This is a genomic window from Microcystis sp. M_QC_C_20170808_M9Col (genome assembly GCF_007095495.1).
Classification (GTDB): domain Bacteria; phylum Cyanobacteriota; class Cyanobacteriia; order Cyanobacteriales; family Microcystaceae; genus Microcystis; species Microcystis aeruginosa.
Genome location: NZ_SFBZ01000082.1, coordinates 1 through 26,034 on the forward strand (window position 1 = coordinate 1; position 26,034 = coordinate 26,034).

The following is a 26,034-nucleotide window of genomic DNA, read 5'->3' on the forward strand; positions in this document are numbered from 1 at the left end:
TTAAACGGCGAAGCATAAGACGTATCATGGCAATATAAACGGCTCCCTCGTGATTTTCTGGTAGTTCCTCGTAATCCCGACATAATCGTCTCGATTTATCCAACCAAGACAAGGTTCTCTCTACTATCCATCGCCACGGTGCGACGACAAAGCCTTCCCCCAACTTCGGGACGCTCTCTAGTACCCATTGGTGGGCGGCTTCAAGCCTGGCTTTGATCTCTCCCTGATCAGCCCCGTCGGCCAAGACTTTTTCGAGTCTGACCACAACTTCTAAAACCGGTTCGAGAACGGTGCTGACCGCTTTTACATCGGCTAGATTGGCGGCACTCACAAAGCAATTTAAGATTAATCCGAGAGTATCCACCACTATATGGCGTTTCCGACCTTTTATCTTCTTATTACCGTCGAAGCCTTGTTCATCCCCCTTTTTTCCGCCGTTCTTACTGATTGGCTGTCTATTATAGCTAGGCTCGGTTCTTCGTCTCTGCCCTCACTACGTCTGACCAGTTTGACCAAATGAGCGTTGATTTTTGGCCAGAGACCTGTTTTGACCCATCGACGGTAGTAATCGTATACCGTTGACCACGGTGGTAGATCGTGGGGCATGGCTCGCCACTTGATCCCGTTATCGACCCAATAGAAAATCGCGTTGAGAATTTCTCGAATATTTACGGTGCGCGGACGACCGACTCCTTGATGCTCGGGAATCAAGGGTTTAAGGATTGCCCACTCATCATCAGTCAGATCGGATGGATAGGGTTGTCTTTCCATTTACTTGTACTCTCCTTGTCTCTATTTCTTGCTTACAACCTCTTTTTCGATTCTGTCCACCGTCTTTACATTAATTTACGAACGCTCTCTAACTCCCAACTTCCTCAAGTCTTACCCAACAAGGTTTTTAGATTTATTCAGCAAGCTCTATTATATTCTGAGAAGTCGGTTTTGGCAACGGATTGTTATGACCTTACCCCCTTAACTTACGAGGAGAGGGGGATGCTTCCCGCAAAAAACCCCACAGAAAACAGGTTTCTTGAAGAAACCCGTTTTCTCGAGAAAAAAAACTGGAGCGAGCGCTTTTCGCTACCCCAGTGCTGTCACGGAATTCAATTCTGTATCTAAATTAACACATTATTGGCAGCAAGCATAATTAAGGAAATTGGAAATTTTTCCGAAAGGGGTTTCCAAAGGCTGTAACCTTTACTGACAGGGGATTTCCGGCCTGATAAGGCCAAAGTTTTTGGAGTCTATCCTCGAAAATTAAACTTCGGCCCTGAGATGTTCCCCCAGATGAACGGTTTTCACCCATTTTAAACGTTTAGGACGCAAAGCCATCCGCAGGCTGACACTGGGAATAATAATAAACCAGTGCATCATATAAATCATGCCACGAATGGTTTGAGCAAGGATGTCTAAACCGAGAGCGAAAGTGAATTTTCTACCCGTATTGACTCGGATTAATCCTGTCACCATCCCCCAGAGAGAAAGGGAAAGAGCCAAACCAGTTAAAGGCGTTAAAATCGGAGCTTGATGACGAGTAATAGTGATTAAAAGATCGGGAATAGCGGCCGCAGGTAAGATATATTGAACGATCAAAAAAGCAATTAAATCAAACTTTTTCGGCCAAGGCATGGGAGACTTTAAAATTGCTTTCCAATAGTCGAGATAACGCTGAAAACCACCTTCGGCCCAACGATTGCGCTGATGCCATAAAGCGATCGCAGTTGTCACCCCTTCTTCTGCTACTGCGGGAAAATTTAAGATATTAATTTTCCAATTATCGATATGGAGACGAATAGTTAAATCGAGATCGTCGGTGATCGTCTGTTCATTCCAACCCCCGCAACGATTTAAGGCACTACGACGGACAAATTGACCATTTCCGCGCAATTCTCCGAGCCCTCCCACCGCGATCCGTTGCTGTTGGAAACAACTATCAAAGATCATTTCTACCGCTTGTCCTTTTGTCCAGAAGTTTTCGGCGGCATTGGCGATCGCTTTTCGCACCTGTACCGCACCCACTTCTCGATCGTCGAACATCGGGACGACATGACGCAGTAAATCGGCGGATAATCCCGCATCCGCATCGAATACGCCGATAATTTCCCCGTTAGTCAGGGATAAAACCTGATTCAATGCGCCGGATTTGCCACCTCCGGCATTAGCAGGACGATGGAGAATTTGTAATTGGGGATATTCTAAAGCAAGGCGATCGAGAATCGCCCCCGTGTTATCGGTACTATAGTCATCGACGATCCAAACTTCCAATTTATCTTGGGGGTAGTCTAGATGACAGAGATAATTAACCAGTTTCGTGATTACGGTTTCTTCATTTTTGGCCGCTACTAAGAGGGAAACCCTAGGTACAGAGGCTAAATCCTTATCCAGTAAGGGAATTGGCGGCGTTTCTGGTTTCGTGAACAGCAGCCGCAAAGCTTGCCCCGATAGTACCATAGTTAGGGCGATAATTGCCCAATAACCCCAACTAAGCCAATGAAGTCCGATAATTATTGTCCAGATCGCCATGAGGCTAAAAGCCGCTTTCTGTCTGCGTCCCGATCGGCCTTGAAAAATTTCGCTCCTAAATTCGTCCTCCTCGTCTTCGGGATCGGACCAGTCAGATAGGAGGGAACCAATCGGGTCTAATTCTTCGTTATCATCCTCTCGCGACCAATAATTTTCTGCCATAATCGACTCAGGTTAAGTAACTGTTCAAATAGAAGCTTATTTCTTGCTTTATCTTACCGAAAATTGTTAAAATTTTTAACGGAATCTTAAGTTTTTTTCGGGAAAGAAACCCCAGTTTTTCAGGCTATTGGTTCCTTTTACCCGATAAATGCGCTTTTTTGGGCTAAGATTACTTTGTTTACATTCGTTGAGAAAATTTAACATTTATCCCCTATGTCAAACCTGCTCCTCTGTGTCGGACTGATTTGTGGCTCAATTATTTGGGTGGAGATCGTGCGTGATAGCTATCATGCTCTGGCCCACCATTGGCAGCCCCTTTATCGTCTGCACGTCTGGCATCATCGGGTTTTTCGTCCCGATCTGTCGGTAATGAGCGAGGAAATTTATCGTCGGGCGCACTGGTACAATGATGTACCAGAGGCCTTGGTCATGTTGGCTGCCAGTGTTTTACCGGTACTACTGGCCTACTCTTGGGGTTTCGATCGCCCTTGGTTGGGTTGGTTAGGTTCCCTTTATACTTTGGCTTTTCTCAGTACGGCGATCGGTCGAGGTTTAGGTATCGCCAATCTGGAGGAATTAACCGATTTAACCCATCGTCCGGGGCAATTTGAGAGTTTTCCCGCTCAATGGCGCGTTAATCGTACTTACCACTGGCGACACCATTTTGATAACCAAAAGGCTTATTATTGTGGAACTTTCACCTTTATGGATAAATTGATGGGGACGGCACTTTCTCTCAAGGGCAAAACGATCGCCATTAGCGGAGCGAATGGAACCTTAGGGCGATCGCTGTTAAAGTACCTACAACTGAAGGGAGCCAAGGTGATCGCGCTCACTTCTGGGGAGAATGCGATCGCTATTGAAATTAACGGCGAATCAGTACCTGTAAAAACTGTGAAATGGCAAATCGGTGAAGAAACGCAACTTGAGGACCTATTTAAGTCTGTAGATATACTGATTTTAAATCATGGCGTTAATGTCCACGGCCAAAGAACCCCAGAAGCGATCGAATTAGCCTACCAAGTGAATACTTTTTCCGTCTGGCGTTTAATGGAATTATTCTTCAAAACTGTCCGCACTAACGAGCAAATTGCCCGCAAGGAAGTCTGGGTGAATACCTCGGAAGCGGAGGTTAATCCTGCCTTTAGTCCCCTCTACGAACTCAGTAAACGGGCGATCGGTGATATGATTACCCTGCGTCGTTTAGATGCCCCCTGTGTGGTAAGAAAGCTAATTCTTGGCCCTTTTAAGAGTAATTTAAATCCTGTGGGTATTATGTCCGCCGATTGGGTGGCTAAACAGATTATCAAGGCGGTACAAAGAGATAGCCGCAACATTATTATTACTATTAATCCCTTGACTTTTATCACCTTCCCAATTAAAGAATTCTCTGTTTCTACCTACTTAAAACTATTTACTCGTTCCCCAAAAAATCGGGAAAATCCCTAACTATTTAGGGTTTGCAGCAAAAAGTTTGTTGGTGGGGACAGGGTGTGGGGTGTGGGGTGTGGGGTGTAGGGTTTTACCCATTTTCAGGGGGTTAATTACCTAATTTTCAGGGAAAAAGTCCAGGGATTTTCCCCCCGATCACTCCCATATCTGGTACTTTTTGATTGACAAAAGGTCTAAAAGTGTTACCCAACAAGGTTTTCAGATTTATTCAGCAAACCCTAACTATTTATCCTTAATCGGGGATCAGGACTATTTTTCCGCGCACTCTTTCCGATTCACTATAATTATGAGCTTCTACCACCTGGGAAAAAGTATAGGTGCGATCGATTCTAACAGTTAATTTTCCCGATTCGATCGCTTCTTTGAGAAATTGCCAGTCGGAAGCTTGTGCTTGAGCAAAAAATATCAGTTTCCCTTTTTGGGGCAACCAAGCACCGAGATAATTTAAGAGGATAATTCCGGGATTTGGTAGGGTGGTTATATAGGTGCCTTGGGGTTTTAAAAGCTGACGACAGTGCCAAAAAGAAGACTTAGCCACAGCATCGAAGATTAGATCATATTTCTGCTCGGTTTTTCTCCAATCTTCTTGGGTATAATCGATAACTTTATCGGCTCCTAAAGAGGTGACATAATCGATATTTTTACTACTACAAACTCCATCTACTTGCGCGGAGAAAATTTTTCCTATCTGCACGGCAAAGCTACCCACTCCTCCCGATGCACCATTCACTAAAATCCGATTTCCTGCTTGAATACCGCCAAAATCCCGCAAGACTTGCAAAGCGGTAGAAGCGGCTAAAGGAGTGGCGGCAGCTTCAATAAAACTCTGATTATGCGGTTTTTTAACTAATAGGGAAGCGGGAATAATTGCATATTCAGCATAGGTTCTACCGGGTAATTGATTGAGAAAACCAAAAACCTCATCTCCGATCTGGAATTGTTCCACCTGACTACCTTTTTCAACGATAATTCCACTATAATCAAAACCTAATTGCAGGGGAAATTTATTACCTGTGGCTATTTTGAGCATCCCCCGACGAATCTTCCAATCAATCGGATTAATTCCCGCTGCCATAATCTTAATTAAGACTTCCTTAGCTTGGGGAATTGGCTTTTCTATGTCTATGTATTGGAGAACATTACTATCGCCATAGCGATTAATGATAATAGCTTTCATAATTAAGAAAAAAGTTGATAAAATAGTAGAGGAGCAAAAGTAATGACCAAGAGAACCAAAATCCAAACTCGTCCCGCTAAAAGATTATAATCTTGCCCTAATCTTGACCAAGAGTGACCGGCGATAAAATGACCGAACAGAAACTCAAAACCCACTGTTAATACTAACCAAATTAAACCGATAGTAATTGCTTGACCAGACGATTCTAGACCCCAAAAATAGACAAGAGTGCCAATATAAAGGCTAAAAAAAATGATTCCTGTCAGGGTAGAAATTTGATGAGCGCGTAGTTCATCGAGATATTTTCCGTAGGTGGTTTCTCGGAGGATACCGTTACTAATTCCTATTACGATCATCGGTAGCCATGCGACAATGTAGCGACTAATCATAAGTTGTTGGTTTAGAACTCGCTCTAATTGGATTATATACTGCAGCTGCCCTTGGCAAAGGCTGTATCTCAATTTGGTCGAAATATCTAGATGACATTTTGGGTGCACGCAGTTCGATAAACTCACTGACCACGGTGCGCCCCTACCATTGGCGCGATAATATTATACTAAATCCGTTGAGTATAGGCTACTTATAGAGGGGAGGCAAAAGGCAACAGGCAAGAGGCAAAAGGGGAAATAAATAATCAGTTTTTAATAACCAGATTTAGTATTATTTATTGTAGGGGCGAATTGCCTTCGCCCTCTTTGAATAGCTTCTGCTTAAAAACGGATTTGGGGTTAAAAAGGGCAAAAAGGCCTGTAAAAGAACTGACATTGACAAATACAGTGTATTTGTAAGAGATTGACAGAGAGAGCGGACAGAGGGTGACAGTGGGGTAAATTGTTAATTTTTTTGGGGATTTAGCTACATCATCCGAAAAATGTCACACTAGAGGTAGGGGAGCGTCAACTATCAGTCATCAGCTTTCAGCAATTTTTGGCTATTTCCCCGGGGTATTGCTGGCAGCCGATGGGAAAAAAGATTAACTTCAACCCTGACGTTATCTGCTATCGAGGAGGCTAATTCTATGAATAATACGGAAACACTCTCAGTCGATCGGGATACCAACAAACTCTATAATAAAATTCTCGTGGCTGTGGATTATCAAGATGTCACTCCAGAGGTATTGAATACGGCTATTCTCTTAGCGAAAACCTACGCTAGTGAGTTGCGAATTGTTTATAGTCTGTCTAAACCTTTGACTCCCTACACGGAAACTTTTATTTATGGTAATCTGATCGGTTATGGTGGCGGTTATCCCTCCGATATGATCGCCTTAGAACAACAAATCACCGAAGAAATGCAAGCGGAATTACAAGCCTGGTTAAACGGTTTAGTTGATCGAGCTAAGGAAGATAATATCACGGCCCAGGCTGATTATTATATCGGTGATCCGGGACAGAAAATTTGTCAAGTTGCCCAGCAAGAGGGGATAGATTTAATTATTGTTGGTCGTCACGGTCGATCGGGTTTATCTGAGTTAATCTTAGGTAGTGTCAGTAATTATGTGGTACATCATGCTCCCTGTTCGGTTTTGGTGGTACACATCACTCATTAATTAGAAAGGGTTGAAATCCATTTTTTGCTGTCCATTGAATTGCCCCATCTCTCCCGGTCCAGTAAGTCTTAATCCGGGCCTTTCTCAGTTGATTTCTGGCATTACGGGAGAGATTGGTGGTGACAGCGATTGCTGTTTGTGGTCGAATTGACTCTAACCATTGTGTATCTAGATTACTTCCCTGCCATAATAACACTAGGGGGCTGAATTCTTGGGATAAATTAACGGGAATTTTCGGGTTGACAATCCATAGCCAAGATTGATTTTTTACCTGAAATTTAAATAAATTTTTCTCGAGCAATTGTCCAGTAATTTCGCCAAGATTAAATTTTTCTAACTGGGATAAATTAATAGTTTTTTTGATCGGTATGCTCTCACTGATAGTTGAGAATTGCGCCGAATTATTGACGGTTATTGCTCCTTGTATTTGATTAATTCCCTCCTGTCGCAAAAAGGGCAAAACTGTATAACGTGCTGTTGCGGGTTCCTCCCCATTAATTAAGAGAGTATTTCCTCGATTTTGAATAATGATTACCGGTTGCGATTTGGTGGCTAAAACTGTCACCTGAGTTAAAGTTAAATGCTGATAAATAATCGGTATTAAAATTAAAGTGAGGATAAATAAACCGATTAAATGCCACCGTTGACGAAACCAGATATTAAAGCAGATTAAGGTAAGGCAAATATAAATAATTAACATCACTCCTAAAGATAATTTACCTGTGGAGTAGGTACTAAAAGGAAGCAGACTAAAAAAGGTGGTAATTTGCAGTAATAACTCTAGAGGGTAATAGAGAATACTAGCGCTGATACTGCCCAAAGGGGGATAAATTAAGCCTAAAAAGGCCGTAAAAACTCCTCCTAAACTAATCAGGGTAACTAGGGGAGTTGTGATAATATTAATGGGGATATTATAAAGAGCGATCGAGTTAAACGTAAACATTAATAAAGGCATAGTCCAGAGAGTAGCAGCTAGACTAATAGCTATAGGTTCAGCGATTAAATTAGGGAAATAGTCAATTTTATTTTTCAGCAAAGGAACGGTAATAATTAATCCCAAAGTCGCTAAAAAACTTAACTGAAATCCTAAATTCCAAATCCAGAGAGGTTGCCATAATAATATAATTGTAGCCGCTAGTAACAGGGATCCTAAACTATTAACTTGTCGATTATAAAGCAGACCGATTAATGCCCCAATTCCCATCAAAATCGCTCGCAGGACTGAAGGTTGTAACCCAGTTAGAGTACCGTAAATTATTAAGACAGTGAGGGCAATAATAAACTGTTGTTTGGGGGATAAATTGCGAGTAATAGTTAAAACAAATCCCAACAAAATAGCCACATGAAAGCCAGAAGCTGCTAAAATGTGAGCTAATCCAGTTTTAATAAATAAATCGGTGATTTTTGCTGGCAAATTAACCGCTTGTCGTCCGAGGGTAATCGAACTTAATAAAGTGCCTTTTTCTCGGCCTATTCCCTGAATTTGTGCCTCAACAATGCGCTGACGAATCTGCCAAATTCCCCAAGTTGGTGATTTTTTATCGATAATTATTTCCCCTTTTAAACCAGCAAAAGCACCCTGACGCGCCAGATAATTAGCAAAGTCAAAAGCATTGGGATTATTCGCACGACGTGGACGATAAAGTAATCCTTTAATTGTTATTTCTTGTCCGGGATAAACCTCATTTTCTGCTAGATTTGGTAGAGTAACGTATAGTTTACCCGTGGATTTTTCTGTCGGTAAATTCTTGAGGCTAAATTCTTTTACTTCTAACCAAAATTGTAAATTTTCTCGGCGATTGAGACGAATTTCTGATATAATACTGCCCGTGATTTCAATAGAGTTAACCACATTATTTTTTAAAAGATGACTGATATCATTCCCAGCGGGGTAAGGAGTACGAATTTCTAGATAAACAACGGCAAATATAGCTATTAATCCCCCCATCAGCCAAATTTTTCTAGGGGGACTTTGCCACCAAAAACGACGGATAAAAATCGTGGTTAATAGGGTAATTAGACTAAGAATAACAATTCTAATTACCACTTCTTGCCATCGGTTTAACTGGGGACTAAAATCTACCAGACCTGTAGATAACAATCCCAAAATATAGGCTAAACCGAGAATAACGCTATTAGGGCGATTCATAGAAATTTTTGTCGTCAAATAATTTCAGAATTAGCGGGCATTATTTTTACCTAAGTATCAGCGAAAATCGAGATTAAAAAGTAACTTAGCATAAACACTATGGGGATCATTAAATGTAGGTAACTTCAATAATTCCTGCTGAAAATTTTGCCATTCCTGCGTCAAAGGGTGATTATTTTTAGTGAGAGGAGGAAGATAGGTTTGCAATAAATTAGAGAGAAGTTCTTCTTGCCAACTTTGCGAGCGAGGATATTCTTTAAGACTCCAATCATCTCCTAATTTAGCTGTTTTGGCCGCGTATTGTACTGCCGCTTCTAGGCCACCGATTTGATCAACTAAACCAATTTTAACCGCATCTTTTCCCGTCCAGACGCGACCTTGGGCCACAGTTCTTACCTTGTCTGGGGATAATTTTCGCCCCTTGGCTACCGTCTCGATAAATAAATCATAGAACCGATTAACTGCCGCTTGATAAATTTCTAATTCTTGGGGATTTTTCGGTCTGGTAATAGTAGATAGATCGGCTAATTGTCCAGTTTTCACCGTATCCCAATCGATGCCATTATTATTAGCAATCTTCTGGATATTTAACAATAATCCAAACACACCGATCGAACCAGTAATTGTATCATTATTGGCAAAAATTATTTGACCACCCATCGCAATCCAATAACCCCCAGAAGCTGCCACATCACCCATAGAAATAATTACCGGTTTTTTCGCATCTAAACGCTTAATTTCTCGCAGAATCACCTCAGAAGCGGTGGCACTTCCCCCCGGACTATTAATTCTCAAAACTACCGCTTTTACCTGCTCCTTCCCTTGTAATTTTCGCAATTCCTTCGCCAATTTATCCCCACCGATTTCACCTCTATCTCCCTGACCTTCTACGATTGTCCCTTCTGCATAAACTATCGCTATTTGATCGCTACTATCTCCCCCCTCATCATCGAGATAACTAGCATAATTAGCTAAAGAAATTTGCGAAAAGGAGCCAGAGTTTTCCTCCTGATTAGTTTTATTTTTTGCTTCTCCTGTCAAATCCTTTGCTAAAGCAATTACTCGATCTAAATGGGCCACTTCATCAACAAAACCCGCCTTTTTCGCCGTGGTTGCTTCCAGAATACCTTGAGTATCAGAAATAGTTTGCACTTGTTGGGGGGTTAAATTGCGACTTTTGGCCACTGTGGCACTATAATTAGACCAAATTGTATCGAGTAGGGTTTGCAGCTGCTGACGATTCTGGACACTTAAATCCTGACGCGTATAGGGTTCCACCGCACCTTTAAAAGAACCCACTTTTACCACTTGTACCCCCACACCATACTTTTCTAGTGCATCGGCAAAAAAGGTTTGTTGACTACTTAAACCATTAATTTCCATTCTCCCCACGGGATTAATAATCACCTTTTCAGCAACGGAAGCGAGATAATATTCCTTTTCCGTCCATTCCACATCGTAGGCGATAATTTTTTTACCCGATTGGCGAAATTTTGCCAAAGCTTGCCGCACTTCCGTCAGGGTAGCATAGCCATATTCACCGACAGTGCCGCGACCGTAGAGTAACAGACCGACAATACTATCATCAAGGGCGGCCTTTTCGATCGCCGCTATCACCTGTCGCAAATTTAAAGTGATCCGACTCTCACTGGTCAAACTATCGGCTAAACTTGAACTAGGGGGAGCATCGCTGATATTGGTGGCTAAGTTAAAGACTAAGACTGATTTTTCCTTAACTGAGGAGCTATCGCTAGAAATCAGGAAAGAAAGCAGTAAAAATGCTAATCCCCCCACACCTAGGGACGAAAATACCAATAATCCCAATAAAGTTCCCAAGCAACTAGCGAAAGTTTGTTTAAAAAACTGACCCATCGGTTTTCATCTACTACTAATTATCCTGTTTCCTATTGTAGGGATTCCCCGCCCAGAAACAAGTTTTTTATCTGACTGCCTGACACATCTTGGTGAATCACCGACAGGTTAAGACACGGATGCGAGAGAACCAAATTCGGTCAAAGAAATCTTGTTCAGCTGGCTTGGAAGCAAAAATTGGTTCGAGGGATGAAACCCTTATAGAGAAAGACATTCGGCGATTTTTGTCAATTGTTTTCGCTCTACAAAAGTGGTCTAGATTTTTTACTTCTATCTTTGACATTTTTCTTGACTTGAATATTTTTTGAGAACTTTTTTAGTTTCTCACTTTTTCTACCCCAAGAGCATAAGTATAAATAGGGTCTGCTGAATAAATCTAAAAACCTTGTTGGATAAGACTTTTGGACTTTTTTCCCCTCAAAAAGTGCCAGCCATTGCGGGGATCGGGGGAAAATTCAGGTACTTTTTCCCTGAAACCACACCCTGCCACCACCGAAAAGCTTTTTCAGCAAACCCTAAATACTTAAGCTATTTTCATTTTATATGCTACCAGCCATAAGCTGTTGACTATCTAAATTGCTCGTTAAGACTGCAAGGGAGAAGGAGCAGGGAGAGGAAGTTTGAGCATTTGTACTAAAATTTTGAATACGCAGTTTAAATTCAGTACAGCTTACTACAATTGGAAGTGCAGAATGTGGGTTACAAGAGGTCTATTATTGTCGTGCCTCGATCGGCTGAAAATACCGAAAAAAAACTCTTAAGTTATACTAAAATAATTAATACAGACACACATCTTCCCAGATGGTGAAAAGGAATTATTTACCCTTGAAAACCACAGTTAAAGTCAGCACACAAACCCAATTACCCCTACATCTGGTTATCACCCATCCCCAGTATCGTTTTATCGATTTATTCGCGGGAATCGGTGGTTTTAGAATCGCTTTGGAGAAATTGGGAGGACGTTGTTTAGGCTATTCAGAAATCGATAAACAGGCCATCCAAGTTTATCAACAAAATTTTATTAGCTATCTCAACAGCGATGAAATTGCTTTCGGAGATGTGAGTAAAATTAGCAATTTACCCGATAATCTCGATTTTATTGTCGGCGGCGTTCCCTGTCAACCTTGGTCGGTGGCGGGATGTTTACGGGGATTTGAAGATCCCCGGGGAAAACTCTGGTTTGATGTGATTAAATTAGTCCAGAAAAGTCAACCGAAAAGCTTTATTTTCGAGAATGTCAGTGGGTTAGCTAGTCCTCGCAATCGGGAGAATTTAGAGTTAATTATCGATGAATTAACCGGCTGTGGTTATCAAGTTTACTGGCAGTTATTAAATGCCTACGATTTTGGTTTACCCCAGAATCGCGAGAGAGTTTTTATCGTAGGAATTAGAAAAGATATAGACAACTATGATCGGTTTAAATTTCCTTTACCTTTGGGTATCCATCCGAAGGTTTTGGATATTTTAGAAGACATCAAGAATATTCAACCAGTTAAGAAAGTCAAGTTATCTGCGGATACTTTATTTAATGGTTTTGTTCCTCCATCGAGAACTCGTTTCCAAAAAGAAGATGAATTAAATGACTTCTTTATTTTTTCTGATTTAAGAAATGGCCACACAACTATTCATTCTTGGGATATTATCAAAACTACGGAACGACAAAAAAGTATCTGTTTAGCTTTGCTGAAATTAAGACGCAGTAAAAAGTATGGCGAAAAAGATGGTCATCCCGTGGCTTTTTCTACTTTTTTGGAAATTATACCCGACCTAAAAATTGAGGAACTAAATCAGTTAGTTTCTCTCGGTATTTGTTGGCAAACGCAGGAGGGTAAGTATGAATTTATTAACTCGAAAAATATGACGGGAATTAACGGCATTTATCGGATTATTTTACCGACGGCCGATATTATTCCTACCCTAACCGCTACGGGTGCTAAAGATTATATTGCCACTATTTCAATTACCGCTACTCATCCCCAAGAATACAAACAATTGTTTTTAAAGAAAATCTATAAACCCAAAAAGTTTCGAGAAATTACTCCCCAAGATGCGCGTAAATTACAAGGATTCCCCGATAATTTTATCTATCATCCACAGTCAGCCATCGCTAAAAAACAATTCGGAAACGCTGTTCCTGTACCAGTGGTGGAGGCAGTAGCAAGAAATTTACTAGAAATAATTCGGACTGATTATTAGACTGCGGGATACTGACTCATATTAAAATATTTAAAGGCTTAAAAATCCAAGTTTTTGTTGTGGGGAGTCTGTCGTCAGAAGTCGGTCATCAATACCAAATTAGGTTATACTTCATATTTATGATAAAGTCTGTCAATTATCCTAATCGCTAAGGAGGTTAAAAATTGAGACATTTCCTAGTAAAAATCTAACTACTTTAAATTTAAAAAATGATCATGTTTAAACGATACGAAGCTAATGAGCAAGTTATATTTCATGGTGATTCTTTGCCGATTTTATCCAGTGAGATTGCCTCTAATTCTGTAGATCTTATTTTTCTCGATCCTCCCTATAATATAGGTAAGCATTTTGCCGATTTTTACGACAAATGGGAATCGGAAAATGATTATATAAATTGGGCAAATCAAATTCTTGATCATTGCCTTCGCATCTTGAAACCCCAGGGAACATTATATGTTATGGCCAGCACTCAAGCAATGCCTTACTTTGATCTTTACTTAAGACAAAAAATGACGATTCTTAGTCGCATTATCTGGCATTATGATAGTTCAGGAGTACAAGCAACAAAATATTTTGGTTCGATGTATGAACCAATACTTCACTGTGTGAAAGATAAAAATAATTACACTTTTAATTCAAAGGATATTAAGATAGAAGCAAAAACCGGAGCAAAACGAAAACTAATTGATTATAGAAAAGCGATTCCCAGTCAATACAATACAGAGAAAGTACCGGGCAATGTCTGGTATTTCCCTAGGGTAAGATATCGCATGGATGAATACGAAAATCATCCCTCACAAAAACCTGAATCATTGCTAGAAAGAATTATTTTGGCCAGCACTGACAAGAGTGGAATTGTGCTTGATCCCTTTGCAGGAACTTTTACAGCTGCAGCTGTAGCTAAACGTTTGGGAAGAATTTCTATTAGTATAGAATTACAAGAGGAGTATTTAAAAATTGGTCTTCGACGGATTCTCGGATGGCAAGAATACAAGGAAGAAAAGTTACTCCCTCCTCAAAAAAGCTATAGTAGAAAAAGCGAAAATAAACAAGAATCTAACTTTGTACAGGAGAGTCTTTTCGATGTCGATAGTAAAGCATGAATTCACCAAGATAATTATTAAAATTATCGATAATTACTTTCCCAATCAGGGAAATAGCATTTTAAATGCTAGTGAGTTATTGCAATATTTGAACATTAAAACTAGAGCCGCTAATCGAGGTTCTAAATCCCGAGCAGGATTGGCTAACCATTATGCCATTTATGTTTTAGTGGAAGACTATATTAATAATGAGTTTCATCTTAAGGATGGATACGACGAGTATCAAGGCGCTCAGTATATGACACTTTTTCGCAGGCAAAGGGAGCTTCCTTTTGGCAATAAATTACAAAATCATGCTCTCAATCATCGATTAAATCAGGAATTTAACAAGTATTTTCCCACTTTATCTTATCTGCCGATAATTAGAGATGTTAAAACCAATAGATACTGGATTAATGAGAATTTAATTAAGTTTTATCTAGAGGGTAATCAAGTTAATATTGCCCTGGTCATTATAGATATAATTGATGCCTATGTGCAAACAAGACAAAAAGCATTTAATCAATTTATCAGCTATTGTCAACAGATGATTGATATTCAACAGCAAGATCCCCAGAGAGCCATTGAATTTATTCGGAGTTTACTCAGACCAAACATTGATGCTAGAGTTTTTGAGATTGTCAGTTATGCAATTCTTAAAGAGTATTATGGGGAACAGAAAATATATTGGGGATGGTCGCCTGAACGCTTAAACTCTGAATACTTACTTTTATATAAAACTGGTCGAACAAATGCCAATGACGGGGGGATAGATTTTGTCATGAAACCCCTAGGTCGATTTTTTCAAGTTACGGAAACGATAGCTGCTGATAAATATTTTTTAGATATTGATAAAGTGCAAAAATATCCCATTACTTTTGTGGTTAAAACCGAGCAGACTTGCGAGGAAATTTTAGAAAAAGTTGCGGAGCAAGCTAAGATAAGATACAAGATCAGGGCAATTGTCGAAAGATATCTAGAATCGGTAGAGGAAGTGATCAATATTCCCGAATTAATCAACCGTTTTGAGCGGGTTTTAGCTCAAGGTAAAGGAGGAGCGGTAATTGCAGAAATGGTTTTACAGAGCCGGATTGAGTTTAACCTAGAATCAGAGCCATAAAGATATCTAACTCCCCAGCTAAACTAGAATAGAAAGATAGGAAAGCGATCGAAATTAGAATGACGACCGAAATTGAAAAAGAACTAGAAACCAGCGAAGCTGTCTTGGAAAAACGGCGAAATTTTGCCATTATCTCCCACCCTGACGCAGGAAAGACCACCCTGACCGAAAAACTGTTACTATACGGGGGTGCAATCCATCAAGCGGGTGCAGTCAAAGCAAGACGCGACCAACGCAAAGCCACCTCCGACTGGATGGAAATGGAAAAACAACGGGGAATTTCGATTACTTCCACGGTTTTACAGTTCGATTATCGTGATTTTCAGATTAATCTCCTCGATACTCCCGGCCACCAAGATTTTAGCGAAGATACCTATCGTACCCTGGCCGCTGCCGATAATGCAGTGATGTTAATCGACGCGGCCAAAGGTTTGGAACCCCAAACGAGAAAACTCTTTGAAGTGTGCAAACTGCGACAGTTGCCTATCTTTACCTTTGTTAACAAAATGGATCGCCCCGGCCGCGAACCTCTGGATTTATTGGACGAAATCGAGCGAGAATTAGGATTACAAACCTATCCCGTCAATTGGCCGATCGGAATTGGCGATCGCTTTCGGGGAGTTTTTGATCGAGCCACCCGAACCATACACCTGTTTGAACGTCGCTCCCACGGCTCTCAGGAGGCGCAGGAAACCGTGATCGAGCTTGGCGACCCCAAAATTGAGGATTATCTCGAAAAAGACCTGTATTACCAGTTAAAAGAGGATATAGAACTGCTCTCGGAATTGGGTGCGGAATTGGATTTGCCAGCAGTCCACGCAGGAGAAATGACCCCGATCTTTTTTGGTAGCGCCATGACCAATTTTGGGGTGAAATTATTCCTAGAATCCTTCCTCGACTATGGATTACCACCCAGAGGACGCAATTCCTCCCTCGGTGTCCTTGATCCCACCTATCCCGATTTCACCGGTTTTGTCTTCAAACTGCAAGCAAACATGGATCCCAAACATCGCGACCGGGTGGCCTTTGTGCGGGTATGTACGGGGAAATTCGAGAAGGATATGGTAGTAAACCACGCTAGAACCGGTAAAACTATCCGTTTATCCCGTCCTCAGAAGCTTTTTGCCCAAGATCGCGCAGTTATTGAAGAAGCTTATCCCGGAGATGTGATCGGATTGAATAACCCCGGGGTCTTTGCGATCGGTGATACGATTTATATGGGTAAAAAGCTCGAATACGAAGGTATTCCCTGTTTTTCTCCGGAATTATTCGCCTATCTCAGAAATCCTAACCCTTCCAAGTTCAAACAGTTTCAAAAAGGAGTCTCGGAATTACAGGAAGAAGGGGCCGTACAGATATTATCCTCGATCGATGAATTTAAACGCGACCCGATTTTAGCCGCCGTCGGTCAATTACAGTTTGAAGTGGTGCAATTCCGTCTTTTAAGCGAGTACGGAGTCGAAACTACCCTCGAACCCCTAGCCTATAGTTTAGCCCGTTGGGTAGCCGGGGGTTGGGCCGCTTTAGAAAAAGCAGGTAAACTCTTTAATACTCTAACTGTCAAAGATTACTGGGGTCGTCCCGTCTTATTATTCAAAAATGAGTGGAATTTACAGCAAGTCAAAGAAGATCATCCCTCTTTGCAATTAAACTCGATCGCACCAGTAGGATCGGGAGTACAACCCCAATCCTAACCCTTAATCCCCCAAGACAATTACCGAACTGGTCAGGATAAGATAGCGACCCCCAGACAACTAGACTAAAGTGGAAGTGGTCAGAAAGTCTCGATCTTTCCTAACACTCGGATGTCTCAAAGCACTATCGTTGACGAGTCCCTCACCATTAGAAAAAGTCCTGCTGTCAATTCCCGAATTAATCCCTGTTTAATTCGCTTTTGTTATTTTCTGGGAAATTATCTGGTTTTACCGGCTTTTTTCGGCAAAATAACGGTGACAGGCCAAGAAAATATTCCCCTAACGGGGGGGGTCATCCTTGCACCTACCCATCGGTCCCGTTGGGATGCGCTGATTTTACCCTACGCGGTGGGACGCTTAGTTAGTAGACGCGATTTGCGCTTTATGGTTTCCGCTAACGAGATGAAAGGGGTGCAAGGTTGGTTTATCCGACGTTTGGGGGGTTTTCCCGTCAACACCGATCACCCCGGTATGGGTAGTCTGGTTCATAGCGTCGAACTTTTGGCCGCGGGGGAAATGGTGGCGATTTTTCCGGAAGGGGGTATCTGTCGCGATCGAGTGGTTCATCCTCTTAAACCGGGGGTAGCGCGGATCGCGTTGGAAGTTAAGATCATGAAACCCGATGCAGATATCAAGATTTTGCCGGTAAGCATTAGTTATAATCAGCCTTACCCCGGATGGGGAAGCGAAGCGACAGTAAACATCGGTCAAGGGATTAATGTGCTTGATTATCAACAAAATTCGCTAAAACGGGAAACTGTCCGCTTAACCAAAACCTTGAGCGATCGCTTAAAACTTCTCCACGAGGATCAATCCCCTTAATCAGCTGTTGATACTAAATCCTGTTCAAAAAGTATAGTATAGTCGGGGGGTCACTGCGTGCGCGTTGCGGGGGGAAATGGGGTGATAGGGAAGTGGGGTGTGGGGAGAAACAATTCATAACTTGAGAGTTAATCACACTATTAAAAACGGATTTGGTATGACTATCTACCGCATGAGTGGGATTTCGGGGATGGATTAAAATGATTGTTTTAACTATTTTTAAGTAAAAAAGTAGCTTTTCTAGTTTAAATAAATAATATCTTGTTTTTTTCTGCTTCTAGCTCCTGAATACTGCCTCGGAAACCCATCAGATCAGGGAAGATGTCCGATTACAGCAGAGGGTCTAATGATAGAATGGGCATCAGCGAAAGTAGTTTGTGAGCGAAGTGATCCGATGCAGTTCCAAATCCAGCCAGACAGTGAAATACCCGCCTCTAAGCAATTATTTGACCAAATTCGCTTCGCTATCGCCTCTCGTCAGTATCCCCCGGGCCATCGTTTACCTAGCACCCGTCAACTAGCTATGATCACGGGATTACACCGTAATACGATAAGTAAAATTTATCAGCAACTGGAAGACGATGGGTTAGTAGAATCCATAGCAGGTTCGGGGATTTATGTCAAGGCTCGCGGGCATGAAAACGATAATTTATTGGGTTCGCCCCTATTGGAACAAAATCCAGAAATAGGCCGACTAATTCGCCAGAGTTTGGCTGGTTTTCTCGCTCAAGGTTTAACTTTAGAGCAAATTCGCGAGTTATTACTGGCGGAAATCGATTGGCGATCGCAGTGTCGTTCTCAAGTTCTTGTCACCATTCCCCGTCACGATTTGGGTGCAGGAAAACTAATGTTGAGAGAATTAGAGCAATCCCTCAAAATTCCCGTCCAATTAGTGGCAATGGAGGATTTAGCCCAAGTTTTAGCCAATACTAAATCTGCCACTGTTGTCACCAGTCGCTATTTTATCAGTGTGGCGGAGGAAATTGCCGCTCCTTTTCACCTACGAGTCATTCCCATCGATATCTACGATTACAGCAAGGAATTGGCATTAATCAAAAAATTACCCACCGATAGCCGTTTGGGGATTGTCAGTATTAGCACCGGTATTATTAAGGTGGCCGAAATTTTAATTCATAGTTTACGGGGCGATGATTTATTAGTTATGTCTGCCCAAATTCATGAAACGGATAAGTTAAAAGTTTTAGCTCGAACTTCCCAGACAATTATCAGTGATCAAGCGAGTTATACTTTAATTAAAAATCTGATTAATGAAGTGCGATCGGATTTAATTCGTCTGCCAGAAATTATCTGTAGTGATAATTATATTGGGGATAAATCAATTCAATTGCTCAGACGAGAATTAGGATTAGGTGGTTAGATGATAAGCTAGGACACATTTTAACCTCTGAATCTCCCCCTTGCAAGAGTGCCTTATCTCAACAAGCAATTTAAATGCGCGGGCAGCTTAACTTTAAAATTTATTTTAGTCTATGGTTACTATTGACAATAACTTAGAGCAAATCGAGAATAAAAGCGAAAAAAACTTTTAAGAAGTATTAACTTTTTTAGTACAATGGCGGAAGAATAGGGATAAGCTCAATTTTTCACTCTCGGACGAGGTTAGATGAAAAGTGCTGAATGTTTAACGGTATCCCCCGGTGAACCGCTTACTGATTGGCAAAAACTCGGATTAGATTTGGTGGCTCGTTGGCAGGGACGAGATGTTATCCTAGCGATCGATCTTACCGGTAGTGTTAACTTTAATGATGAAGGACGCACGCGCCTTGGTCAAATTATTCGCGATAGTTTAAAAAATAACGATTCCGTTTATTTAGTCCCCTTTGCTGATAATGTCCAACCGATTACAGAACCGATTTTAATTCGCGGAAGGGAAGATATAGACGCGGTTTTAAAAGCGATTCCCTGGCAATCTAGCCAAAGTGCTAAAAATACCGATATTCAGCGAGCAGAATGGCACGTTTATCCCCAACTGGCACGCTTAAATCAGTGTCGTTTAACTGCCAATCAAGCTATCAAACCCCAGTCGGTAGTTTGGATTACCGATGCACCCCTTTCTACTGCTGCGGGGATTACTTCACAACAGTGGATAGAAACCCCAAAAAATAGCCCTTTTCGTCTTGCTAATTCTCCCGAAAGTTTGGAAAGACAAAACTGGCTTAATTCCCTACCAATTAATCTAAGAACCCAAGAAATTACTGCCACTAACGGCAATAAATATAAACTATCAGTTGTCGATATTGCTCCCACAGCACAAGAGTTTTGCACTCCCGCACCGGGAGGACAAGAAACCTGTTTGATTAATTCTTATCTCTTGAGTCAGTTATGGTTGCCAGCATTGGTAATTACATTAATGGGAATTGGGGGAATAGTAGCGAGTATTTTGGGAATTCGTCACTGGTTGCTGTTAAATACTGCTTGGACTATTGAAGTCTCATCTTATCAGGATGAATATGAAACCGAAAAATATATTTTAAAAACATCCGAAAGAATTAACATCGGTGGTGATGAATATCATAAGAATACCATTCCTTGTCCTGGGGAAGAAATTCGCTGCTATTTAGAAAGACGCGGCAATCAGTTATATCTGAAACCCACTAAACAAGCAGAGATTTTTTATCGAGGTAATCAACTAACTCAGGAGGTGAAGATAGATAAAAATTACCTAACTTTAACCTATCACCATAACCATCAAGATTTCGACCTACAAATTCAGATTAGCAAAAAATAACTCAGGAGATTTAAACCATGGCTAACACCAGTCAAACCCGCGCTATCAAACGGACAATTATCATCGGATTAGGTGGTACTGGTCGAGATGTGTTAATGAGAATTCGTCGCTTTATTATTGATAAATACGGGAAGTTATCTAACCTACCCGTTGTCAGTTTTGTTCATATTGACACAGACAAAAATGCCTTCAATGGTTCGGGTTTACCCACAGGAAATAGCTATCACGGAGAAGAAATTCTTTTATCAGCTGCTGAAAGAGTATTCATTAATATGAATGCTCAGGATGTTAACAATCTCACCTATGAACTTGAACACAAAACCCTTTTTGAAAGTCCCTTTTCCCATATTGCAAGCTGGTTAGACCCAAGACTAAAAAAACAAATAACTGCCATTGAAAATGGTGCGGGAGGTATTCGTCCCGTCGGTCGTTTAGCTTTCTTCCATAACTATCAAAAAATTCAAGAGGCAATTGAAGCAGCGGAAAGACGAACTTCTGGTCATGAATCCTTTATGTTTAGCGGTAAAGTTAATGGTCAAAGTTTTAATGTCCAAGAGGGTTTAAATGTCTTTGTGGTCGGTTCTTTGTGTGGGGGAACTGGTAGCGGTATTTTCCTCGATGTGGCCTACACTTTGCGTCATATTTTACAACAAACCGCCGAATATACATCCTTTGGTTATTTGGTAATTAGTCCTAAACTTTATGGTGATGGGGCAATTATGAGAGCTAATACCTATGCAGCTTTGAAAGAGTTAGATCATTATACCAATGAAAGTAATTCCTTTCAAGCCTGTTATGATAAACAAAATTTCGTCAACATCGATGAAAAACGTTCTCCTTTTGATTTTGCCTACTTAGTTTCTAATCGCACTGCGGGAGATTACCGGATTAATAACAAAAGTAAATTATGTAATGTCATTGCTTACAAGATTTTCTTGGATTTTGCCGATGAGTTATCTCTCCCCATCAAAAGAAATCGGGATAACCATAAAGACCCGATGATTCGTAAAGATAATCATCCTTTTCAGATGTGTCAAGGTTATATGTCCTTTGGACTAGCGAGGATTTATTTTACTCGCGACCGAATTGTGCAGATTGGTCTCAATCGTTTTAGTCTCAAATTAATTAAATTTTGGTTAGAAGGATACGGTCAAAGTCCCAGTGGACAAGAGTTATTAAGTAAGTTCCTAGCTAATTGGAGTACCCAAAGTAATAAGGATTATTTTACTGCCAGATTGGAAGAGGCAACCCTAGAGAATAATAAAACTTTTTCTAAGACTTTAACCTCTTGGAAAAATTCCCTAGAGGAAGAAATATCTAATAGTCAAGATTTGGAGAATTTACCCCAAACCGTCAAGCAATCCCTAGAAAAAGAGTTTCGCAAAGTACAAGGGGGAGAAACAGATAGCAGTCGCGGAATCTGGTTAACTCTGACCCAACAAACTCAACCCAAGTTAATTGAAAAATTTAAGTCAGATATTGACCAATTTTTGGAGATTCTTCTTAATCCTGATAGCTTAGAATTTTCTTTGGAAAATAGCCTATCTTTTTTGGTCGCTTTACAAGCACATATTAATACCTACAAGGGGAATCTAGAGGAATTATCTCAAGATAATAAAGGGTTTCATTCCTCGGAAAAAATTGATAACATTTGGCGAAATGTTAAACAAACTCTCGAAGATATAAACGGGAAAAAGTCTGTCTTCAAGATGTTTAATAAAAATGCCAATAGCGAGAAAATCAAGGCCGAGTTAAGAGACTACGTTCAAAGCGGACAAAAATTAATTCAGCAGAACTTTAATTTCAGCATCAATGGGGAATCCAGAAAGATTGTTGAAGCGATTCTCAAGCATATTTCCAGTCGAATGCTGCAGATACAACAACTGAAAGAATCCCTATATCAGCTAATCGCAGAATACGATAAATACGAACAGGAGTTAATGCAGTTAAATCTCGACGAGATGACTGGGGAAGGTATTTTCCCAGAGGAGAATATTGATAACTGTATCCCTGACAGTAACTCCCGAACTCAATACATTTCCGTTAGCCAAAAAGTCACCAATAATTTAGGCTATAATGCTTCCCTATTCAGTTTATTTAGCCAATCTTTTGTTATTGACAATGAAACTCTCAAAGAGACTCTAACAGCAACAATAGAGAAACAGTTTCAATCGGTAAGCACTAATAAAATTGATGCAGTAATTAAGCGATTTATGGGTCAATATAAACCCCATGATTTTCCTGAACGCTTGGCGCAAATTCTGCGAGAAGCTGATTTAATGTTACCCATAAATGTTAATGATGCTTACTATCGTTTGCATACAGATAAAGCATTACTAATTGGGACTAAGGACGATAATTCACCCACCATGCAAAGATTTATGAAGACTATTGAATCTGATTTAAATATTAATCGGGGGACTTCTTTTGAATCAATTCAAACGGACGAAGAAATCCTAATTACCTACGAGTTTGGTGGGTTTCCCCTAAGAATCATTACTGATTTATCTGGGTTGCAAAAAATCTATCAAGACCAAAAGAGAATCAGCATTTTACACAATGATTACAGGATAGATTTTGCTGATATTATCCCACCACCTGCCAAATTAATTGAGGAATTAGAGTTTATTTTCTATCCCGCAATTGCTCTCGGTTTACTAGAATACGATGAGGAAGATGATACTTATCAATTAGTCATCGAAGGCGATTTATTTAACAATAAGTCCATCATTGACATTAGCGGTAATTGGCGACTTGCTTTAGAACAATTTGCTTCTCGTAAGGACATGATTAATGCTTTGCAGGTACTGCTTAATCAGGCAAAAAATGAGATTTTGGCTAATCCTCCTCTATTATTTACTAACGAGGGTGATTATTTCCAGAACGTCAGCTATTTTGTCAACAATGTCAAAAATTTACCTGACCATCACCCCAATTATCGCTACAAAAATAAGGTAGCTGGACAAGATGGAAATCATATACAGGAGGCAAAAGAAGGAATTATCACCCGTTTTGTTAATCAACTGAAAATGGAACTAGAAAAACGTGCTGCTGAACAGAAAAAACTAGACAAACAACAGCAAAAGCAACAAACTTTACTGGGAACAAACAATAACATTAGTCAACCCAGTTTACCCCCAGAGGTTAGCACTACTGATGAATGATAAAATTAATCAATCTTAATGATGTTTCCCCAGCTATCTGAGGAAACATTCACCCCCAACTCTCTCTATCAACCACAATTCGAGGTATCTAATAACTATCATGGCATTACTTAACCTTTTTCCCCCCTATCTGATTGTTTTAACTCTAGTCTTGGTTATTTTTCCCACCGTCTTAACTCTGGGAATCCGGATTGCTCTCTATAAACATCTCCAAGAGTCAACTGTAAAAGTCAAGCGCTTAATTCGGGGAGAAAGTCGCGGGGTTCAACCTAAAATTATCTCTAATCTAGAGAATAGATTTAAGATAGCCAGTAGTCAACTAGATGATGTTAATACCGCAGCTTTGGTAGATGGTTTATACCATGAAGAACAATTTACTTTCATGTCTAAATCTCTTAGCTGCGAGAAATGGGATTATTTTGTAAGAGTCTTACCCAATCTCCTCCTCGCTTTTGGTTTGTTGGGAACTTTCCTCGGAATTACTCTCAATCTGACGGGAATCAGCACACTTATCGATATCAATAATGTCGATGTGCAAAGTTTAGGAGAAAAGCTCAAAACTCCCCTAGAAAGTATGGGGATTGCTTTTATCACTAGCTTAATTGGTTTAGCTTGTAGTTCTTTACTGACTGTGATTAACTTAATCTTTAATACCAACCTTGCTAAAGTAAATCTAATTAGTTCCCTAGAAGACTATTTAGATAACATCTTGCAGCCGACTGTAGAAGGTAATAGTCGCTTGGATAAAGCGGTTAATCGCATGGTGGATAAACAGCAAGCATTTCTGACTAACTTTCATACTGAGGTGACGAGAGTATTAGAATCTTCTTTAGGAAAAGTTGCCAAAGAAATTGCTGATGGTAATCAGGAAACCGCTAAGTTAGTCACCCAGGTTTGTGAAAGATTAACTGAAACTGCGGGAACTTTATCTACCGGTGCGACGACTTTTCAGCGTTCAGCTTTTGAACTTAACGAGCAAGTACCAATTATCACGCAAGCAAACCGAGAGTTTACACAATCCTCTCAGGAACTAAAAAATAGTGTACTGCTTTTTAAACAAGCATCAGAGTTAATTGAAAAAAGTAACTTCTCTGGTAATATCGAAAGGTTTACCGCTAGTTTAGCAGAAACCCAAGGGAGATTTTCTCAATCCACTGCAATACTAGAGCAGAATATCGGGGAGATTATCAGCAGTAATAAAAGAGCTAACGATTTAGCAGAACAAGTGTATTTAAATATCCAAGAATCTTCTCAAAAATTACAAAATAGTGCGCTAGGTTTTCTGGAAGCTTCCGAAAAAATCGAAAGTAGTCAATTTGCCGATAAGTTAGTGCAAGCAACCGCAGATTTAATGACTGCTCATCAACAGTTTGCCAATTCTACTACAGATTTAAACCAATCAACTCAATCTCTAGCTTCTTTAACTCAAGACTTCCAGCGTTCCATGACAACTATGGTTGAGTTAGGAATAAAAATTACTGACTTGAATCAAAAATCTGAGACAATCCTAGAACAAAATCAGCAACGCTCAGTCACCGAACAAGAAAAGTTATCCAACATTCAGGGAGAATTAGTAAAATTAATCGAAACCGTGAAAACCTATCAAGACAGTTTTAACTCCGAGTCGAAACAATTAGGAAACCAACTTATCAATCGTCTCGATGAAAGACTCTCCCAAACCTCCGATAAAATCCTCACTGCTTCCCATGGGATTGAGCGCTCTAGTAATAATCTCGATGTGACTAATGCTAACTTGTCTCAGTTAATTGGTACAGTGACAGAGCAACTTACTCAAGTCAAGGAAAGCTTACAGTCTGATTTAAACCTTTTAAGCAATAACTTAGGGATGGTAGTTGATGATAAATTAACTAAGAACTCAGAACAATTAAAAGCAGTTTCCCAATCTATTGAGAAAACAGCCAATCAATTTGGCAGCCTTAAATCAGATTTTTCTCAAGTAATTAACGCAGTGAACACCAACACCAGTCAATTAACTGCTAACTTAGAATCTTTGCGAGATAAGTTAGAGAAAGTTATCGCTAAGGAAAATAAATCAAATCAAAAAATGATTGAACACATCTATGGAGAAATTCACAAATGTTTAGCAGAACTGGAGAAAATTAACGATATGCGTTCTGACTTTTCTAACTTAAATAATAAGATGGAAGAACTTTCTGAATTTTCTAACTTAAAGGATAAGATAGAAAAACTTAAGGATGAGATGGAAGAACTTTTTGAGACAATCCCTAATCCTCCTCAAAAAGATGTTGAGAAGGGGATTAAGACTATATTTGATAACTTCACTAACAAATTCTAAGCAATT

The 26,034-nt window shown here is 40.3% G+C and carries 16 protein-coding genes and 1 pseudogene; 11 read left to right on the forward strand and 6 right to left on the reverse strand.

What is annotated here, in order from left to right; genetic code table 11:
- Positions 1-771 (reverse strand): annotated as a pseudogene (locus tag EWV68_RS05130) (IS5 family transposase); the annotation flags it as partial.
- 486 nt (positions 772-1,257) lie between these two features.
- Complete coding sequence (locus EWV68_RS05135; protein ID WP_287169040.1) at positions 1,258-2,685, reverse strand: glycosyltransferase family 2 protein; 1,428 nt, start codon at positions 2,683-2,685, stop codon at positions 1,258-1,260.
- 213 nt (positions 2,686-2,898) lie between these two features.
- On the opposite strand from EWV68_RS05135, the gene EWV68_RS05140 reads away from it, so the two are divergent.
- Positions 2,899-4,134: a bifunctional sterol desaturase/short chain dehydrogenase gene (locus tag EWV68_RS05140; RefSeq protein ID WP_287169042.1), complete on the forward strand. Its 1,236-nt coding sequence runs from the start codon at positions 2,899-2,901 to the stop codon at positions 4,132-4,134.
- Between the two features lie 235 nt (positions 4,135-4,369).
- Here EWV68_RS05140 and EWV68_RS05145 read toward each other — a convergent pair whose 3' ends face one another.
- Together EWV68_RS05145 and EWV68_RS05150 are read right to left on the reverse strand one after the other, a co-directional pair.
- Positions 4,370-5,314, reverse strand: coding sequence for an NAD(P)-dependent alcohol dehydrogenase (locus EWV68_RS05145; RefSeq protein WP_287169044.1), 945 nt, complete (start codon positions 5,312-5,314; stop codon positions 4,370-4,372).
- A 2-nt stretch (positions 5,315-5,316) separates the two neighbouring features.
- A complete protein-coding gene (locus tag EWV68_RS05150) occupies positions 5,317-5,703 on the reverse strand; it encodes a hypothetical protein (protein WP_061430462.1) in 387 nt (128 codons plus the stop codon).
- Between the two features lie 629 nt (positions 5,704-6,332).
- Here EWV68_RS05150 and EWV68_RS05155 point away from each other — a divergent pair.
- A complete protein-coding gene (locus EWV68_RS05155) occupies positions 6,333-6,863 on the forward strand; it encodes a universal stress protein (RefSeq protein WP_287169046.1) in 531 nt (176 codons plus the stop codon).
- On the opposite strand, the gene EWV68_RS05160 is transcribed toward EWV68_RS05155, so the two are convergent.
- Complete coding sequence (locus EWV68_RS05160) at positions 6,853-9,012, reverse strand: ComEC/Rec2 family competence protein (RefSeq protein ID WP_287169048.1); 2,160 nt, start codon at positions 9,010-9,012, stop codon at positions 6,853-6,855. The two genes, EWV68_RS05155 and EWV68_RS05160, sit on opposite strands and share 11 nt — an antisense overlap.
- 57 nt (positions 9,013-9,069) lie before the next feature.
- Complete coding sequence (gene sppA / locus EWV68_RS05165) at positions 9,070-10,884, reverse strand: signal peptide peptidase SppA (protein WP_061430459.1); 1,815 nt, start codon at positions 10,882-10,884, stop codon at positions 9,070-9,072.
- 801 nt (positions 10,885-11,685) lie between these two features.
- Here sppA and EWV68_RS05170 point away from each other — a divergent pair.
- The 9 genes from EWV68_RS05170 (at position 11,686) to EWV68_RS05210 (ending at position 26,028) form a co-directional block, all read left to right on the forward strand.
- Positions 11,686-13,080 (forward strand): DNA cytosine methyltransferase, encoded by a 1,395-nt coding sequence (locus EWV68_RS05170; RefSeq protein WP_061430458.1) that lies wholly within the window; start codon positions 11,686-11,688, stop codon positions 13,078-13,080.
- 215 nt (positions 13,081-13,295) lie between these two features.
- Positions 13,296-14,183, forward strand: a complete 888-nt coding sequence (gene yhdJ / locus EWV68_RS05175) for an adenine-specific DNA-methyltransferase (RefSeq protein WP_061430457.1) — start codon at positions 13,296-13,298, stop codon at positions 14,181-14,183.
- Positions 14,164-15,282 carry a hypothetical protein gene (locus EWV68_RS05180; protein WP_061430456.1) on the forward strand — a complete coding sequence of 373 codons (1,119 nt, stop codon included), beginning with the start codon at positions 14,164-14,166 and terminating at the stop codon, positions 15,280-15,282. The genes yhdJ and EWV68_RS05180 overlap by 20 nt, the downstream gene beginning before the upstream one ends.
- A 59-nt stretch (positions 15,283-15,341) precedes the next feature.
- The gene (gene prfC / locus EWV68_RS05185; RefSeq protein ID WP_147068784.1) at positions 15,342-16,976 is read left to right on the forward strand and encodes a peptide chain release factor 3; all 1,635 of its coding nucleotides are present in this window, start codon (positions 15,342-15,344) and stop codon (positions 16,974-16,976) included.
- Between the two features lie 111 nt (positions 16,977-17,087).
- The gene (locus tag EWV68_RS05190; protein WP_287169050.1) at positions 17,088-17,798 is read left to right on the forward strand and encodes a lysophospholipid acyltransferase family protein; all 711 of its coding nucleotides are present in this window, start codon (positions 17,088-17,090) and stop codon (positions 17,796-17,798) included.
- Positions 17,799-18,144: 346 nt separating this feature from the next.
- A complete protein-coding gene (locus EWV68_RS05195; RefSeq protein WP_061430455.1) occupies positions 18,145-19,176 on the forward strand; it encodes a GntR family transcriptional regulator in 1,032 nt (343 codons plus the stop codon).
- A 246-nt stretch (positions 19,177-19,422) separates the two neighbouring features.
- Positions 19,423-20,547 carry a vWA domain-containing protein gene (locus EWV68_RS05200; RefSeq protein ID WP_287169052.1) on the forward strand — a complete coding sequence of 375 codons (1,125 nt, stop codon included), beginning with the start codon at positions 19,423-19,425 and terminating at the stop codon, positions 20,545-20,547.
- A gap of 17 nt (positions 20,548-20,564) precedes the next feature.
- Positions 20,565-23,711: a tubulin-like doman-containing protein gene (locus EWV68_RS05205; protein WP_287169054.1), complete on the forward strand. Its 3,147-nt coding sequence runs from the start codon at positions 20,565-20,567 to the stop codon at positions 23,709-23,711.
- 100 nt (positions 23,712-23,811) lie between these two features.
- Positions 23,812-26,028 (forward strand): methyl-accepting chemotaxis protein, encoded by a 2,217-nt coding sequence (locus tag EWV68_RS05210; RefSeq protein WP_287169056.1) that lies wholly within the window; start codon positions 23,812-23,814, stop codon positions 26,026-26,028.
- The last annotated feature ends 6 nt before the right edge of the window (positions 26,029-26,034 follow it).

Bases quoted from the DNA above. Each gene is read 5' to 3' on its own strand.
- EWV68_RS05135 (WP_287169040.1), bottom strand. From the start codon at position 2,685: ATGGCAGAAAATTATTGGTCGCGAGAGGATGATAACGAAGAATTAGAC.
- EWV68_RS05140 (WP_287169042.1), top strand. From the start codon at position 2,899: ATGTCAAACCTGCTCCTCTGTGTCGGACTGATTTGTGGCTCAATTATT.
- EWV68_RS05145 (WP_287169044.1), bottom strand. From the start codon at position 5,314: ATGAAAGCTATTATCATTAATCGCTATGGCGATAGTAATGTTCTCCAA.
- EWV68_RS05150 (WP_061430462.1), bottom strand. From the start codon at position 5,703: ATGATTAGTCGCTACATTGTCGCATGGCTACCGATGATCGTAATAGGA.
- EWV68_RS05155 (WP_287169046.1), top strand. From the start codon at position 6,333: ATGAATAATACGGAAACACTCTCAGTCGATCGGGATACCAACAAACTC.
- EWV68_RS05160 (WP_287169048.1), bottom strand. From the start codon at position 9,012: ATGAATCGCCCTAATAGCGTTATTCTCGGTTTAGCCTATATTTTGGGA.
- sppA (WP_061430459.1), bottom strand. From the start codon at position 10,884: ATGGGTCAGTTTTTTAAACAAACTTTCGCTAGTTGCTTGGGAACTTTA.
- EWV68_RS05170 (WP_061430458.1), top strand. From the start codon at position 11,686: ATGGTGAAAAGGAATTATTTACCCTTGAAAACCACAGTTAAAGTCAGC.
- yhdJ (WP_061430457.1), top strand. From the start codon at position 13,296: ATGTTTAAACGATACGAAGCTAATGAGCAAGTTATATTTCATGGTGAT.
- EWV68_RS05180 (WP_061430456.1), top strand. From the start codon at position 14,164: ATGTCGATAGTAAAGCATGAATTCACCAAGATAATTATTAAAATTATC.
- prfC (WP_147068784.1), top strand. From the start codon at position 15,342: ATGACGACCGAAATTGAAAAAGAACTAGAAACCAGCGAAGCTGTCTTG.
- EWV68_RS05190 (WP_287169050.1), top strand. From the start codon at position 17,088: ATGTCTCAAAGCACTATCGTTGACGAGTCCCTCACCATTAGAAAAAGT.
- EWV68_RS05195 (WP_061430455.1), top strand. From the start codon at position 18,145: ATGATAGAATGGGCATCAGCGAAAGTAGTTTGTGAGCGAAGTGATCCG.
- EWV68_RS05200 (WP_287169052.1), top strand. From the start codon at position 19,423: ATGAAAAGTGCTGAATGTTTAACGGTATCCCCCGGTGAACCGCTTACT.
- EWV68_RS05205 (WP_287169054.1), top strand. From the start codon at position 20,565: ATGGCTAACACCAGTCAAACCCGCGCTATCAAACGGACAATTATCATC.
- EWV68_RS05210 (WP_287169056.1), top strand. From the start codon at position 23,812: ATGGCATTACTTAACCTTTTTCCCCCCTATCTGATTGTTTTAACTCTA.